We start from the raw sequence: 12,996 nt of genomic DNA, 5'->3' as shown, positions 1-12,996 counted from the left end.
TTTTTTGCCTGTCAGTTAGCGCCGCCAGATCAGCAGACGATTGTTGGCGGGCAGGGCGCAGTCGCTGTGCAGCCGAAAACCGGCATTTTCGGCCAGGGTATTGACCGCTTCAAAGTCGCGGATACCACTCTGCGGGTCGCGGTTTTTCAACCAGGCATCGAATTGGGCATTGCTCGCCGAGGTGTATTCGCCGCCGTAGTTAAAGGGTCCGTAAAACCACAGCCACTGCAGCGGCTGTCCTTCCCTGGCAATGCGCGCGAACAGCTGTTCTACCGATGGCCAGCTCATAATATGCAGGGTATTGGCGGAAAACAGCGCCTGAAACTCGCCCTGTGGCCAGGGAGAGCTGTTGACCTCAAAGCACTGCGGCGACGGCAGCTTGTGCAGTTTGGCATCGTCCAGCCAGCGCTGAATGCCCGGTAAATACTCCGCTTGATCGCAGCACTGCCAGCGCAGCTGCGGCTTCAGGCTGGCAAAGTGCACCGCGTGTTGACCGGTGCCGCTGCCGATTTCCAGCACGCTGTCGACCTCGTCCAGGAGGTCTTTCAGGGCATTGAAAATTGGCTGCTTATTGTTTTCACAGGCTTGTGAAAAGGGCTTTTCCATGGTGTCTCCGTAGACCTTGGCGGCATCGGGCCGCTACACTTTTGTCGTCGCCGATACAGTGTCGGTGCGGGGGAGGGACGATGCAATACTGGTTGATGAAATCGGAGCCCGATACCTTTGGTATCGACGACCTGGCGGCCCGCCCCAGTGCCACTGAGCACTGGGATGGGGTGCGCAACTACCAGGCGCGCAATATGATGCGCGACCAAATGCGGGTGGGCGACCGGGTGTTTTTCTATCATTCGGCGTGCAAGACGCCGGGCATTGCCGGCATTGCCGAGGTGGTGCGCGAGGCCTATGCCGATCACACTGCCCGCGACCCCGACAGTAACTACTACGACCCCAAGGCCAGTGATGAGGAGCCGCGCTGGTATATGGTGGATGTGAAATTCGTCAGGAAGCTGAAACGGCTGATCCCGCTCAGCGAATTAAAGGCCCACCCGGCGCTGCGTGACATGGCGCTGCTGAAAAAGGGCAATCGCCTGTCGATTATGCCGATTGATGCGGCCGACTGGCAGACCATTCTGGCGATGGAATAGGCCTAGGCCGCTTCGTCGCGCAAAAATACCCATTCATTAGCGCGGGACTGCTCGGGGCTGTAATAGTAGCCGTCGACGTCAAAGGCTTTGAGCTGCTCGGCGTCGGTGATGCGGTTTTTAATCACATAGGCCGCCATGAGGCCACGGGCTTTTTTGGCGTAGAAGCTGATAATTTTGTATTTGCCGTTTTTGTAGTCCTTAAACACCGGGGTGATCATCTCGGCGTCAAGCTGCTTGGTTTTGACCGCGCTGAAGTATTCGTTGGAGGCCAGGTTGAGTAGCAACGGGCCGGCATGTTGCAGTTGGGCGTTAATCGCCTCGGTGATTTGTGTGCCCCAGAATTCATAGAGGTTTTTGCCTGCGGAGTTGGCGAACTTGGTGCCCATTTCCAGTCGGTAGGCCTGAATCAGATCCAGTGGCCGCAGCAGGCCATAAAGACCGGAGAGAATGCGCAGGTGCTGCTGGGCAAAGTCAAAGTCGGGCTCGCTGAAGCTGTCGGCATTGAGGCCGGTGTAGACGTCGCCGCGAAAGGCCAGCAGCGCCTGTTTGGCATTGTCGCTGGTGAAGGGGGTGTGCCAGTCGGCAAAGCGGTGGTAGTTAAGCGTGCCCAGTTTGTCGCTGATTTTCATCAGCGCGGAAATATCCTGTGGCGCCAGCGCCCGCAACTGGTCGATCAGCGTTTGCGACTGGTCGAGAAAATCCGCCTGGCTGTACTGCTCGGTGTGGGCGGGGGTGTCGAAGTCCAGCGTTTTCGCCGGCGAAATAACCATTAACATTGACTGCTCCGAGTTGTGCCAGGCTAGGCCTTCAACAGATCCTGCCACCAGTTAAGCGGCTCGCCCTGGTCGTCGTAGACATTGCCGTACAACCAGCGGGCTTCGCCCTGCTTGATGTTGGCATCGAGTAATTTCTCTATGGCTTGAAAACCTACGCCAAAGTGGATGCTGTAGGCCAGTGCGCGCTCGCTGCAGACATCCAGATGGCCGCCCAGCTTTTCGATCTCGCCGGTCAGCTGCTGCTCCAGCGCGGTGTCGGGCTCGCGCATAAACACGCGCAGGCAGAGGTTGCCGCCGCGCTCGACGATGCTAAAGCGGCCGCGGGCCTCAGGGTTCAGGGCAATGGTGTCCAGGGCCGCAAGGCCGCGCACAAACAGCGGCGATTTGAGCAGCCGGTATTGGCCTTCAGTTTCACAGGGGGTGGCCAGGCACTGCTCAAAGATGGGCTGCTGACTGGTCGGGTGAATGCCGGCGAACAGTTCCAGGCGGGTTTCTTTGTCGGCGAAAGGAGGTTGGCTCATGGCGGTGGTGGATTTACCCTAAAAGTCGCAATGATAGCGCGTTTGCCGGCTATTCGCATGGCGGGGGCTGCGACGCTGCGACTATAATGGGCGGCTTCCTAGGTCGACACGCAGCAAGCGAAAATAATGAGAGCGACACTAAGACTGATCGATGCCTTCACCGAGGCCAGCGGCCGCGCCCTAGCCTGGGGTATTCCCCTGATGATGCTGATTACCGCTGCGGTGGTGCTGATGCGCTATGGCTTTGGTCAGGGGCTGACGGCCATGCAGGAATCGGTGAGCTATCTGCACGGCACGGTATTTATGCTGGGCGCGGCCTATGCGCTGAAACACGGCGCTCATGTGCGGGTGGATATTTTCTACCAGCGTTTCTCTGTGCGTCAGCGCGCCTGGGTAGACAGCCTCGGCACGCTGCTGTTTTTGCTGCCGCTGTGCGGCCTGATTCTAGTGACTAGCTGGGAATTTAGTGCCAAGGCCTGGGAAATTCGCGAAAGCTCGGTGGAACCCGGCGGTATTCCGGCAGTGTTTTTGCTCAAGAGTTTGATTCCATTGATGGCGATTAACCTCGCCTTGCAGGGCTTGGCCGAACTGCTGCGCAATGCTCTGACGCTGATGGGCGACAGCGCTGTGGAGCCCGACGATGTTGATTGAGTTAATGCCGCTGCTGATGTTTGTGCTGATCTGCCTGGTGTTGATGCTGGGCTACCCGGTGGCCTTCAGTCTGGCGGGGGTGGCGATGATCTTTGCCGGTCTGGGTATCAGCCTCGGCCACTTTGACCCCAGTTTTTTGTCGGCGTTGCCCAATCGCCTGTTTGGCACCATCAATAATATTACGCTGCTGGCGGTGCCGCTGTTTGTGCTGATGGGCGTCTTGCTGGAAAAGAGTCAGCTCGCTGAAGAGTTACTGGGCAATATGGCGGCGCTGTTCGGTCGCCGCCGCGGCGGCCTGGGCATTTCGGTGGTGATTGTCGGTATGTTGCTGGCCGCCAGTACCGGCATTGTCGGCGCGACGGTCGTTACCATGGGCTTGCTGTCGCTGCCGTCGATGCTCAAGCGCGGCTACGACCCGGCACTGGCAAGCGGCACGATCTGTGCGACCGGCACCCTGGGCCAGATTATTCCGCCCTCCATTGCCCTGGTGTTACTCGGCGATACCCTGTCCAGCGCCTATCAGCAGGCCCAGCTGGATATGGGCGTGTTCAGTCCCAAGACCCTGTCGGTGGGGGATCTGTTTATCGGCGCCCTGATTCCCGGCCTATTGCTGGTCGGTCTCTATATTGCCTATGTGGCGGCGGTCGCGATATTGCAGCCGCGCAAGGCACCGCCGGCTCAAGACTTACAACCCCCGGCACTGGGTGAGTTGCTGCGTGGTTTTGTGCCGCCAATACTGCTTATTGCCACGGTGCTGGGCTCGATTCTCGCCGGTGCGGCGACCCCCACCGAAGCTGCTGGGGTCGGCGCCCTAGGTGCCGCGCTGTTGGCGCTGCTGCGCGGCCGCCTGTCGCTGGCGCGCCTCGGTGAGGTGTCGCGGGAGACCATGAAAGTGACCTGCATGGTGTTTATGATCCTCATTGGCGCGGCGGTGTTTTCGCTGGTGTTTCGCGGTTTTGGCGGTGACGAGCTGATTCACGATGCGTTTAATGCCATGCCGGGTGGGGTGGTCGCCGCCACCGCCCTGGTGATGCTGGTGATCTTCCTGCTCGGTTTTATTCTTGATTTTATCGAGATCACCTTTGTGGTGGTGCCGATCGTCGGGCCGATATTGCTGGCCATGGGTGTCGAACCCATCTGGCTGGGGATTATGATTGCGCTCAATCTCCAGACCTCTTTCCTGACACCGCCCTTTGGTTTTTCGCTGTTTTATCTGCGCGGTGTGGCGCCGGCCTCGGTGGCTACTACGGATATCTACCGGGGCGTGGCGCCTTTTATCATTTTACAATTATTGGTGTTGGCTGCGCTGGCCCTGTGGCCGTCGCTGGCGACCTGGTTGCCAGCGCTGGTGCGGGGCTGAGGAATTAGATTGACAAGACTACAAAGCGTCCGTTAACTGGGTGCCCTAAGAAACATTCAAGCTTAGAGAGAAACGCGATGCGTGACATTGACGATGTACCTCGTCCCAACGGTGAGCTGGCCATGCAAGTGATTGCCATGCCCGCCGATACCAACGCCGACGGAGATATCTATGGCGGTTGGTTGATGTCGCAAATGGATCTTGCCGGCAGCATTACTGCCAGCCGCCGTGCCGGCGGTCGAGTGGCCACGGTGGCGGTTACCGGTATGGCCTTTATGTCGCCGGTTAATGTCGGCGCCGTAGTGAGTTGCCATACCGAAATTTTGGAGGTTGGCCGCAGCTCGATTCGCATCAATGTCGAGGTGTGGACCGCTGAATACGACGACGATGCGCCGGTAAAAGTCACCGAGGGCGAATTCGTCTTTGTTGCCATTGACGACAATGGCCGCACCCGCAGCGTTGACTAAGCGCTGTTTTTTCGCAGCAATGCCAATAGGATAATAATAATGAGCATGAAGGGAAAAGTGTGTCTGATTACCGGTGCCACCAATGGCATCGGCCGCGCCACTGCCAAGGCGCTGGTGGAGCAGGGCGCCGAGCTGTTTATCTTGTGTCGCAACCCGGACAAGGGCGAGGCTCTGTTGAGCGAGCTGCGCGAACTGCGCAGCGATGCGGAGCTGAGCCTGCTGATTGCCGATCTGGGGAAGATGGCCGATATTCGCCGCGCCGCCCAGCAGTTTCTCGATACCGGCAAGCCGCTGCATCTGCTGCTGAACAATGCCGGTGTGGTGAATACCCAGCGCAAGCTCAGTGCCGATGGCATTGAGGAGACCTTTGCGGTCAATCACCTGGCCTACTTCCTGCTCACTGAGTTGCTGCGTGAGCGCATTGTGCAGAGCGCGCCGGCGCGTATTGTGTCGGTGGCCTCGGAGGCCCACGCCTTTAGCAAGGGGGTGCAGTTTGACGACCCGGAATTTGCCCAGCACCCCTATAAAACCTTCAAGGTGTACGGCCACTCCAAGCTTTGCAATATTTTGTGGACCCGGCAGTTGGCCAAGCAGTTGGCGGGCACCGGTGTCACGGTGAATTGCGTCCACCCCGGTGCGGTCAGCACCGGGCTGGGCCAGCAGGATCACGCGGTGATCGGCAAGGTGCTGGGCCTGCTGTTAAAGCCGTTTTTCCGCAGCCCGGATAAGGGCGCGGCGACCTCGGTATTTGTCGCCACCTCGCCCAGCCTAGAGGGCGTCAGTGGTGAGTATTTTGCCAACTGCAAGCCCAAGCGCATCAAGCCCTGGGGCAAGGATGACGCCGCCGCAGAACAGCTCTGGGCGCTGAGTGAAGACTATATTCGGCGCAGCGCCTAGCTGAGTGCGCCCTTGTCGCGCTGTTGCTGAATCCAGCGCAATGATTTTGGCACCGCGGGGTGATCGCAGAGTTGTCGGGCTAAGGCCGAGGCCTCGGCCAGTCCGGCCAGGCTGATACCGGTGTCGTAGCCCTGTTGGTTCAACATCAACACCAAGTCTTCGCTGGCGATATTGCCTGAGGCGCCCGGCGCAAAGGGGCAGCCACCCAGGCCGGCGATCGAGGCGTCAAAGCGGCGAATACCGCTTTCCAAGGCAGCATAGGCATTGGCGATTCCCATGCCGCGGGTGTCGTGAAAATGGCAGGCCAATCGTTCGCTGCCCAGTTGCTGGCCGAGGCCGCGCATTAAACTCGCCACTTGCGCCGGGGCGGCGGCGCCGATGGTATCGGCGATAACGATTTCCTGGGCGCCACTATTGAGCAGGGCATCGGCCTGGCGTTGCACTGAACTCGTGGGCACCGGTCCCTCAAAGGGACACTCCCAGGCGGTGGCTATATAGCAGCTGGCGTGTACACCATCGGCAAGGGCGCGCCGCAAGACGGTGTCGGCAAAGGCGAAGGCCTGAGTTGTGTCCATGCCGATATTCTTGCGATTCATGGTGTCAGTGCTGGCCACTACAATGGCCACCCGCGTGGCGCCGGCAGCCAGTGCCAGTTCATAGCCTTTGACGTTGGCGATCAGCACGGAAAATTCACCGACATCGCCGGCCAGTCCGGCCAGCACGGTGTCGCTGCCGGCCATGGCGGGCACGGCTTTAGGCGACACAAAGGCGCCCACTTCGATTGCGCTAACACCGGCCTTTAGCAGGCTGCGAATCAGCTGTAGCCGCTGGTCGCTGCTTAATATTTGCCGTTGATTCTGCAAGCCGTCGCGCGGGCCGACGTCGCGTATCCAGACTGTTTCCATGACCGCCTCCCTGGGTTTAGACGATGACGCCCTGTTGGCGAAGCTGGGCGATATCGTCGCCGGGCAAGTCCAGCAGTTCGCTCAGGATGCTGTCGCTGTGTTGGCCAAGCAGAGGCGCTGCGCTGAAGGCGCTCGGTGCGCTGCGCGATAGTTTGATTGGGCAGCCGGGTCCCTGCACGCTTTTGCCATTGGGGTGAGAGAGTTCGACGACCATGTTGCGGTGTCGCACTTGCTCGTCGTGCAAGGCTTGGGAGAAGTTGTTGACCGGCGCGGCGGGAATGCGTTCGGCGTTTAATTTTTCCAGCCAGTGTGCGCTGCTGTCAGTGCGAAAGATGTCGCTCAAGGTGGCGTCGATAAAGGCCTTGTCGGCAAGGCGACCGGGTTGGCTGTCGTATTCGGGCTTATCCAGGGCGGGGCAGTTGAGCAGCGACTTTAGATTGTGCCAGAAATTGTCGGTGAGCACGCAGATCACGATATGGCCGTCGGCGGTGGGGTAGCTGTTGTAGGGCACATGCACAAAGTGGCTGTTGCCGATCGGTTCGGGATTTTGGCCCGACATAAAGTGCATGGTTGCCATGTAGTTGAGCAGGGAGATCTGCGCGTCGAGCATGGAGATGTCGACATGTTGGCCGCGACCGGACTGCTGGCGTTCGATGACGGCGGCCAGAATACCCATAACGCCAAACATGCCGCCGCCGAGATCGCCAATGGGAATGCCGGCGCGCATTGGCTGTGAGGCGTTTTCTCCGGTGATCGACATGCCGCCGCCATAGGCCTGGGCAACCTGGTCAAAGGCCGGGCGTTTGGCCCCCGGGCCGTTTTCGCCAAAGCCGGTGATCGAGCAAGTGATGATGCGCGGATTGATCTGCGCCAGCCGCGGGTAATCGATTTTAAGTTTTTCGGGCACCCCTGCGGCGTAGTTATTGACGACGATGTCTGCTTTTTCGACCAGCGAGTAAAACAGTGCCAGGCCCTGCTCGCTTTTCAGGTCGATGGCGATGCTTTTTTTATTGCGATTGAGGGTGATGAAATAGGCGCCCATACCGTCGATGGCGTGCAGGGGGTCGCTGGCCAGCAGCTTGCGGGTGCCCTCGCCCTGGAGGGGTTCAACCTTGATCATTTCGGCACCCATGTCGCCGAGGGTCATCGTGCAAAAGGGCCCCGAGAGCATATGGGTGAGGTCGAGTACGCGAAGGCCTGACAGTGCACTATTCATAAAACACCTTTAACTTCTCTATGATTAGCGGCTGGCAACAATGCCGCCGTCGAGAACCAGCGTGCTGCCGGTCATATAGTTGGCGGCCCGCGATGATAAAAATAGGGCTGTGCCGGCAATGTCATCGGCCTGTCCCATGCGCCCGGCGGGAATGCCGGCGACCAGCTCGCTATCATCGAGCGCTGCAGTCATTTCGCTGGGGAAGTAGCCGGGGGCAATGGCATTAACGGTAATGTGCCGCTCGGCGAGATCAGCCGCCAACTGTCGGGTAAGTTGGATAACGGCTGCTTTACTCGCTGAATAGGAATAGGTTTTCAGTGTGGAGTGGACCAGGCCATAGACCGAGGCAATGTTGATGATGCGCGCTGGTTGGTCAGCGCGGGCGCTGGCAGACAGCAGGGGCAGCAATTGCTGGCTGAGGAAGAACAGTGACTTGAGGTTGAGGTCCATCACTTTGTCCCAGCCCGACTCGGGGAAACAGTCGATATCGGCGCCCCAGCTGGCGCCGGCATTGTTGATCAATACATCCAGTTGCGCGGTGTGGGCCCGCAATTGCTCAGCAAAGTTGAGCACGCCCTGCTGGCTGGATAAGTCGGCGACCATGGCTGTGCAATTGCCCAGTGCCTGAAGCTGTTCGCAGCGGGCATGGAGTTCGTCGGGCTTGCGCGCACTGATAACTACCTCGGCGCCGGCTTTAACAAAACCTTCGGCCAACATGGCGCCTATGCCGCGAGAGCCGCCGGTAATGACTACCGATTTTCCGGCCACTGAAAATAAGTCAGCCATTGTTCTGGTCCCTGCTGCGCTCTTTATACTGCTCTTCGCCAAAGGAGTAAGACCAGGTTTTGTCGTCGAGCTCCATATAAAAATTGGGCGGCAGGTCGTAAACCCAGCCATTGATCACGTCTTTGCCGCGTTGAAAAGCGGGGCGCTGTTCCAGTTGTGAAAACCAGCGGTGCAACGCCGGAAACTCCTGGTCGCTGTGAACGCCAATCAGCGGCAGGGCGCGCAGCCATGGCCACAGCGCGATGTCGGCAATTGACAGCTCGGCGCCGGCAATAAATTCGTGCTGCTGCAATTGGCCATCGATGACCCGGCACTGGCGGCGGGTTTCCTGCAGGTAGCGCTGCCGGGAGTAGTCCTGCTGAACGCGGGAGTAACGGACAAAGTGGTGGGCCTGGCCTTGTAGCGGTCCGACCCCGGACATCTGGAACATCAGCCACTGCATTTCGATGTAGCGCTGTGGTGAATGTGGCGACAGCAGGGCCCCGCATTTTTCGGCGAGATAAATCAAAATGGCGCCGCTTTCAAACACGCTGACATTTTGCTTGCCATTGTTGGCGGCGGTATCGACGATGACCGGTAGCTTGTTATTGGGGTTCAGTGCCAATAATGAGGGCTTGAACTGGTCGCCCTGGCTAATATCGTAGGGAATGACCCGATAGTCCAAGCCGAGTTCTTCGAGGGCAATCGAGACTTTGTGGCCATTGGGGGTCGGAACAGTATGCAGCTCAATCATCGGCGTTAGCTTCCTGTGCAATCACGTCAATTATCTTGACATTAATTTATCGGGAATGTCCAGCCTGTCAGTAGCCAAATTGTTTTTCATGGGATGTTGACTGGGCCCGTGAAAGTCGATAATACTGTAAATTAAATTGACATAATGCTTGTGCGATATAGCGTCGTTCCGGAAGCTTTGGCCGGGCCAAATATAGCGACGCAATAATAATTATGGATGCTTATGTTTATGAACAGTCGTGAGTCTCGTTTGGCTGCCCTGGTGGTCGGTACTGCACTGCTACTGCTTATTCCTGGCAGAACGTATGCTGGTGCAGCGCCGGAGCGCCGCATGTTGGAAGAGGTGATTGTCAGCGCGCAGAAAATTGAACAGTCCTCCCAGGATGTGCCGATCTCGCTGACTGCGGTCAGCGGCGAATTTATGAAAGAGGTGGGGGCGGTGAGCTTGCAGGACTTGGCGCCCTATATGCCAAATGTGCGTTTTTCGTCGGATACCGATCCCGCGCTGACGCAAATTAATATTCGCGGCTTTGGTTCCAACCCGCTTAACGCGGCGTTTGAAAGCTCGGTGGGCTTCGTTCAGGACGAGGTGTTCTATAACCGCCCGTCGTACTTTAGCGAGGCGATGTTTGATATTGCTCGCATCGAGGTGTTGCGCGGACCGCAGGGCACCCTGTTTGGTAAGAATACCGTGGCCGGCGTGTTCAACGTCAGCTCTGGCGACCCCACCGAGCAGTTTTCCGGCAGTGCCCAATTGCAGCACAACGATGCCGGCGAGCAGTATGTCGAAGCGGCGGTTGCCGGCAGTGTCAGCGACGCCCTGTCGCTGCGATTGTCGGCGATGGATAGAGATAAGGAGGGCGATCTCTACAATCAGTTCCTCGATCGCAAGGACGATGAGCACCAGCAGAATGCGCAGCGGCTGAAAGTGTTTTTCGACGCCAGTGATACCGTGCACATGGAGTTGACGGCCTACCAGTCGGAAACGGTGGCGAAATACTGGAGTTTGCAGACCTATAAGCTCGACGATGACACGCGGACTTTCTTGGAAAATTACGACCCCGATATTGAAGACAATCCCTTCGATCAGCGCAGCTCCTACAATATTCCCGGCTTTATCGACAAAGAATCGACCAGTGTCTCCCTGCTTACCGAGTGGCAGCTGGGGGCCTTTGCCGGGATGCAGAATGGCGCCTTGACCTTAATCGTTGCCGATACCGACTTGTATCTCGACAGCCTGGTCGACCTCGATGCCTCACCGGCAGACCTGGCGAGACTGGCGGTGACCTCTGACTACGACCAGCAGTCACTGGAGCTGCGCTTTAACGCTACCGCGGAAAGCCTGTTTGGTTTTGGCGAGGGGGTAAACCTGGTTGCGGGCCTCTACGCCCTGCAGTCCGAATTTGCGCAGCAGGTGTTTATCACTACGGGCGATGATTTATTGACCTATCTGACCACTGACGACGCCATGCAACTCATCAGCGGTGATACCAACGGTGGCTCCGGTGGCTTGCTGGGCGGGGTAAACCTTGCCGGCCTGGGGCTGATTTCCCCTGTGGGATCGGCTGCCATTGGCGACGACAGCTATGTGCTGGACTATTTTTTGGAGGTTGAGGCCTATGCGGCGTTTGCCCAGTTCAGTTGGTACATCACCGACAAGTGGGTGTTAACACCGGGCATTCGCTATAGCCAGGAAACCAAGACGGCCGATGCTAGCGGCCACTCCCGCTGCCGCAACGCCAGTGTCGGGCTGCCCTGTGTGATGGGCACGGCGCTGAGCGCCGAGGAATACCAGGAGAATGGTATTCAGCGTGAAGAGAGCGACGTGTCGCCAAAGCTGTCCCTGCAGTACTATTTAAATGAAGATGCCAACGTCTTCCTAAGCTATTCCCGCGGCTTTAAAAGCGGTGGCTTTAATGCCTCGTCGTTCGGTGGTGAAGACCTTAATTTTGAGCCAGAGAAAGCCGCTACCGTCGAGGCGGGTTTAAAGGGCAGCTTTTTTGAAAACACCCTGCGTTTCAATCTTGCGGTATACCAGACCCAGTTTGAAAACCTTCAGGTATTGGCCTTTAACGGCGCATTTTTTGATGTAAAGAATGCGGCAACGGCGACGTCCGATGGCTTGGAGGCGGATATACTGTGGCTCACGCCACTGCCAATTCTTCGCATTGCCGCCTCGGTGGGCTTACTCGATGCGCGTTACGACAGTTACCCGGCGGCGCCTGCGCCTATCGATCAGGGCGTAGATGCCCAGCAGGATCTAGGCGGCAGGCGTATTGCCATGGCGCCCAAGGAGACGGCGAGCTTGACGCCCACGCTGGAGTTTCCGCTGTTTGGCTTGGCAATGAGCGCCAGCGTCGACTTTTTATATCAGGGGGATCAATATACCGATGGCGACCTGGACCCCAATGCCTTCTCGCCGGCGTTCACGATGGTGTCGGCACGGGTGAGTTTGGCGTCTATTGAGTCCGGTTGGGCAATCAGTGTGGGCGGCAGTAATCTGACCGACGAAGAAGTACTCTCCCAGGTCGTCGATACGGTGTTCTTCCCCGGTACCTACAACAGCCGCCAAAAAGCCGGCCGCAAAATTTTCGCGGCACTCAATTACCAGTGGTAGCTGCCGCCAGTTCTGCCGGGGCCGGGTTTAGGTCGCTGGCAGGCCTTGCCAACGGACTTTTGCCTCTTCTAGCTCTGCGTTAGAGGGGGTGCCGCAAAGCCACTTGCTGCCGGGATTAACCCGAATGCGCTTGGTCATTGCGGTGCGCCCCAGCAGCATTCTATAGGCCATATTGTCTCTATTCGTCAGCGTGACGTCCGCGCGAATGGTCTGTCCGGCGATGACCAGATCCAATTCTACTACCCAGCGCTGCTCGGTGTGGCCACCGGAATCGGTCACCGCCCGTTGCTCTTTGGCTTTGATCTCCCGCCATATTTCTATGTCGCTATTGCCCTTAATCGGGTGCAAGCCGATGCGCAGCCAGGTTTCACCGCGCCGCTCGAAGGCGTCGACGGAAAAAGTATGCAGACAGGAGGTGCGCGCCCCCGTATCTATTTTCGCCGCTATATAAGGTATGCCGAGTTCGGGAATAGTCAGCCACTCGGCCCAGCCGACATCGATTAAATGCTTATCCACGCGTTGTACTCTGGGTCGCTGCGAACATTGGGCTGACTGTCAGCCAATTTTTGCCCTTCAGGTTTCCGAGTCTGCCTCGGTCGCGGGTAGGGTCTCGGGAAGATCGGCAACCTCGGGCTGACGTCTTTTTCTCGCCCTAGCGGGCACCATGCTGCGCATCGCTTCAAGTTTGCCAAAACACAGCAGTTTATCACCGGGTTCCAAAACCCGCTCTTGCTTGGGGTTGGGTATGACTTTGGCGCCGCGGTAGAGAGTGAGAACATTGATGTCCTGGTCTTTGAGCTTGGTGGCGGCGATGCTCATGCCGACAAACTTAGAGCCTTCGGGAACAAAAATCTCACTGACGCCGTAACCTTTGCTAACGGTCAGCCGCTGGCGGACATCAATTTCGGGGAAGTCCACCTGGG

The 12,996-nt window shown here is 58.0% G+C and carries 15 protein-coding genes; 6 read left to right on the top strand and 9 right to left on the bottom strand.

Annotated elements, in window-relative coordinates; all coding sequences use genetic code 11:
* Positions 1-15 precede the first annotated feature (15 nt).
* The gene (locus tag ABYM29_RS04865; RefSeq protein WP_372862831.1) at positions 16-606 is read right to left on the bottom strand and encodes a DUF938 domain-containing protein; all 591 of its coding nucleotides are present in this window, start codon (positions 604-606) and stop codon (positions 16-18) included.
* An 80-nt stretch (positions 607-686) separates the two neighbouring features.
* Here ABYM29_RS04865 and ABYM29_RS04860 point away from each other — a divergent pair, with 80 nt between their 5' ends.
* Entirely contained in the window at positions 687-1,145 is a 459-nt protein-coding gene (locus tag ABYM29_RS04860) for an EVE domain-containing protein (protein ID WP_372862829.1), read from the top strand.
* A 2-nt stretch (positions 1,146-1,147) separates the two neighbouring features.
* Here the strand turns inward: ABYM29_RS04860 and yaaA are convergent, their stop codons facing one another.
* Positions 1,148-1,921: a peroxide stress protein YaaA gene (gene yaaA / locus ABYM29_RS04855; protein ID WP_372862826.1), complete on the bottom strand. Its 774-nt coding sequence runs from the start codon at positions 1,919-1,921 to the stop codon at positions 1,148-1,150.
* A gap of 23 nt (positions 1,922-1,944) precedes the next feature.
* Positions 1,945-2,442, bottom strand: a complete 498-nt coding sequence (locus ABYM29_RS04850; protein ID WP_372862824.1) for a DUF4265 domain-containing protein — start codon at positions 2,440-2,442, stop codon at positions 1,945-1,947.
* A 126-nt stretch (positions 2,443-2,568) separates the two neighbouring features.
* On the opposite strand from ABYM29_RS04850, the gene ABYM29_RS04845 reads away from it, so the two are divergent.
* The 4 genes from ABYM29_RS04845 to ABYM29_RS04830 all read left to right on the top strand — a co-directional run bounded on the left by ABYM29_RS04845 (position 2,569) and on the right by ABYM29_RS04830 (position 5,817).
* Positions 2,569-3,093, top strand: a complete 525-nt coding sequence (locus tag ABYM29_RS04845; RefSeq protein WP_372862822.1) for a TRAP transporter small permease subunit — start codon at positions 2,569-2,571, stop codon at positions 3,091-3,093.
* Positions 3,083-4,453 (top strand): TRAP transporter large permease subunit, encoded by a 1,371-nt coding sequence (locus ABYM29_RS04840; protein ID WP_372862820.1) that lies wholly within the window; start codon positions 3,083-3,085, stop codon positions 4,451-4,453. Before ABYM29_RS04845 ends, ABYM29_RS04840 begins: the two co-directional genes overlap by 11 nt.
* Before the next feature lie 77 nt (positions 4,454-4,530).
* Positions 4,531-4,920, top strand: a complete 390-nt coding sequence (locus tag ABYM29_RS04835) for an acyl-CoA thioesterase (protein ID WP_372862819.1) — start codon at positions 4,531-4,533, stop codon at positions 4,918-4,920.
* 39 nt (positions 4,921-4,959) lie between these two features.
* Entirely contained in the window at positions 4,960-5,817 is an 858-nt protein-coding gene (locus ABYM29_RS04830) for an SDR family oxidoreductase (RefSeq protein ID WP_372862817.1), read from the top strand.
* Here ABYM29_RS04830 and ABYM29_RS04825 read toward each other — a convergent pair.
* Genes ABYM29_RS04825 through ABYM29_RS04810 form a run of 4 tightly spaced genes read right to left on the bottom strand, consistent with a single transcriptional unit; the run spans position 5,814 to position 9,457 of the window.
* Entirely contained in the window at positions 5,814-6,722 is a 909-nt protein-coding gene (locus ABYM29_RS04825; RefSeq protein WP_372862814.1) for a hydroxymethylglutaryl-CoA lyase, read from the bottom strand. The two genes, ABYM29_RS04830 and ABYM29_RS04825, sit on opposite strands and share 4 nt — an antisense overlap.
* A 16-nt stretch (positions 6,723-6,738) precedes the next feature.
* Positions 6,739-7,938, bottom strand: a complete 1,200-nt coding sequence (locus ABYM29_RS04820) for a CaiB/BaiF CoA transferase family protein (protein WP_372862811.1) — start codon at positions 7,936-7,938, stop codon at positions 6,739-6,741.
* 24 nt (positions 7,939-7,962) lie between these two features.
* Complete coding sequence (locus tag ABYM29_RS04815) at positions 7,963-8,724, bottom strand: SDR family oxidoreductase (RefSeq protein WP_372862809.1); 762 nt, start codon at positions 8,722-8,724, stop codon at positions 7,963-7,965.
* Positions 8,717-9,457, bottom strand: a complete 741-nt coding sequence (locus tag ABYM29_RS04810; RefSeq protein ID WP_372862806.1) for a glutathione S-transferase family protein — start codon at positions 9,455-9,457, stop codon at positions 8,717-8,719. Before ABYM29_RS04810 ends, ABYM29_RS04815 begins: the two co-directional genes overlap by 8 nt.
* Before the next feature lie 228 nt (positions 9,458-9,685).
* On the opposite strand from ABYM29_RS04810, the gene ABYM29_RS04805 reads away from it, so the two are divergent.
* The gene (locus ABYM29_RS04805; protein ID WP_372862804.1) at positions 9,686-12,073 is read left to right on the top strand and encodes a TonB-dependent receptor; all 2,388 of its coding nucleotides are present in this window, start codon (positions 9,686-9,688) and stop codon (positions 12,071-12,073) included.
* Positions 12,074-12,100: 27 nt separating this feature from the next.
* Here ABYM29_RS04805 and ABYM29_RS04800 read toward each other — a convergent pair whose 3' ends face one another.
* Together ABYM29_RS04800 and ABYM29_RS04795 are read right to left on the bottom strand one after the other, a co-directional pair.
* Positions 12,101-12,589, bottom strand: a complete 489-nt coding sequence (locus tag ABYM29_RS04800; RefSeq protein WP_372862801.1) for an ATP-dependent zinc protease — start codon at positions 12,587-12,589, stop codon at positions 12,101-12,103.
* Between the two features lie 57 nt (positions 12,590-12,646).
* Positions 12,647-12,996, bottom strand: a 350-nt coding sequence (locus ABYM29_RS04795) for a cation:proton antiporter regulatory subunit (RefSeq protein ID WP_372862798.1), incomplete at its 5' end; no start/stop codon positions are given.

Origin of the sequence: Spongiibacter sp. (assembly GCF_041602295.1) — a bacterium.
Taxonomy (GTDB): Bacteria; Pseudomonadota; Gammaproteobacteria; order Pseudomonadales; family Spongiibacteraceae; genus Spongiibacter.
Note: the sequence above shows the minus strand (reverse complement) of the source record. Positions and strands in the feature narration are given on the sequence as shown.

What these genes read in the sequence shown, in the direction of transcription:
- ABYM29_RS04860 (WP_372862829.1), top strand. Translation starts at nt 687, where the DNA reads ATGCAATACTGGTTGATGAAATCGGAGCCCGATACCTTTGGTATCGAC.
- ABYM29_RS04820 (WP_372862811.1), bottom strand. Translation starts at nt 7,938, where the DNA reads ATGAATAGTGCACTGTCAGGCCTTCGCGTACTCGACCTCACCCATATG.
- ABYM29_RS04850 (WP_372862824.1), bottom strand. Translation starts at nt 2,442, where the DNA reads ATGAGCCAACCTCCTTTCGCCGACAAAGAAACCCGCCTGGAACTGTTC.
- ABYM29_RS04835 (WP_372862819.1), top strand. Translation starts at nt 4,531, where the DNA reads ATGCGTGACATTGACGATGTACCTCGTCCCAACGGTGAGCTGGCCATG.
- ABYM29_RS04805 (WP_372862804.1), top strand. Translation starts at nt 9,686, where the DNA reads ATGAACAGTCGTGAGTCTCGTTTGGCTGCCCTGGTGGTCGGTACTGCA.
- ABYM29_RS04810 (WP_372862806.1), bottom strand. Translation starts at nt 9,457, where the DNA reads ATGATTGAGCTGCATACTGTTCCGACCCCCAATGGCCACAAAGTCTCG.
- ABYM29_RS04825 (WP_372862814.1), bottom strand. Translation starts at nt 6,722, where the DNA reads ATGGAAACAGTCTGGATACGCGACGTCGGCCCGCGCGACGGCTTGCAG.
- ABYM29_RS04830 (WP_372862817.1), top strand. Translation starts at nt 4,960, where the DNA reads ATGAGCATGAAGGGAAAAGTGTGTCTGATTACCGGTGCCACCAATGGC.
- ABYM29_RS04865 (WP_372862831.1), bottom strand. Translation starts at nt 606, where the DNA reads ATGGAAAAGCCCTTTTCACAAGCCTGTGAAAACAATAAGCAGCCAATT.
- ABYM29_RS04815 (WP_372862809.1), bottom strand. Translation starts at nt 8,724, where the DNA reads ATGGCTGACTTATTTTCAGTGGCCGGAAAATCGGTAGTCATTACCGGC.
- ABYM29_RS04840 (WP_372862820.1), top strand. Translation starts at nt 3,083, where the DNA reads ATGTTGATTGAGTTAATGCCGCTGCTGATGTTTGTGCTGATCTGCCTG.
- ABYM29_RS04845 (WP_372862822.1), top strand. Translation starts at nt 2,569, where the DNA reads ATGAGAGCGACACTAAGACTGATCGATGCCTTCACCGAGGCCAGCGGC.
- yaaA (WP_372862826.1), bottom strand. Translation starts at nt 1,921, where the DNA reads ATGTTAATGGTTATTTCGCCGGCGAAAACGCTGGACTTCGACACCCCC.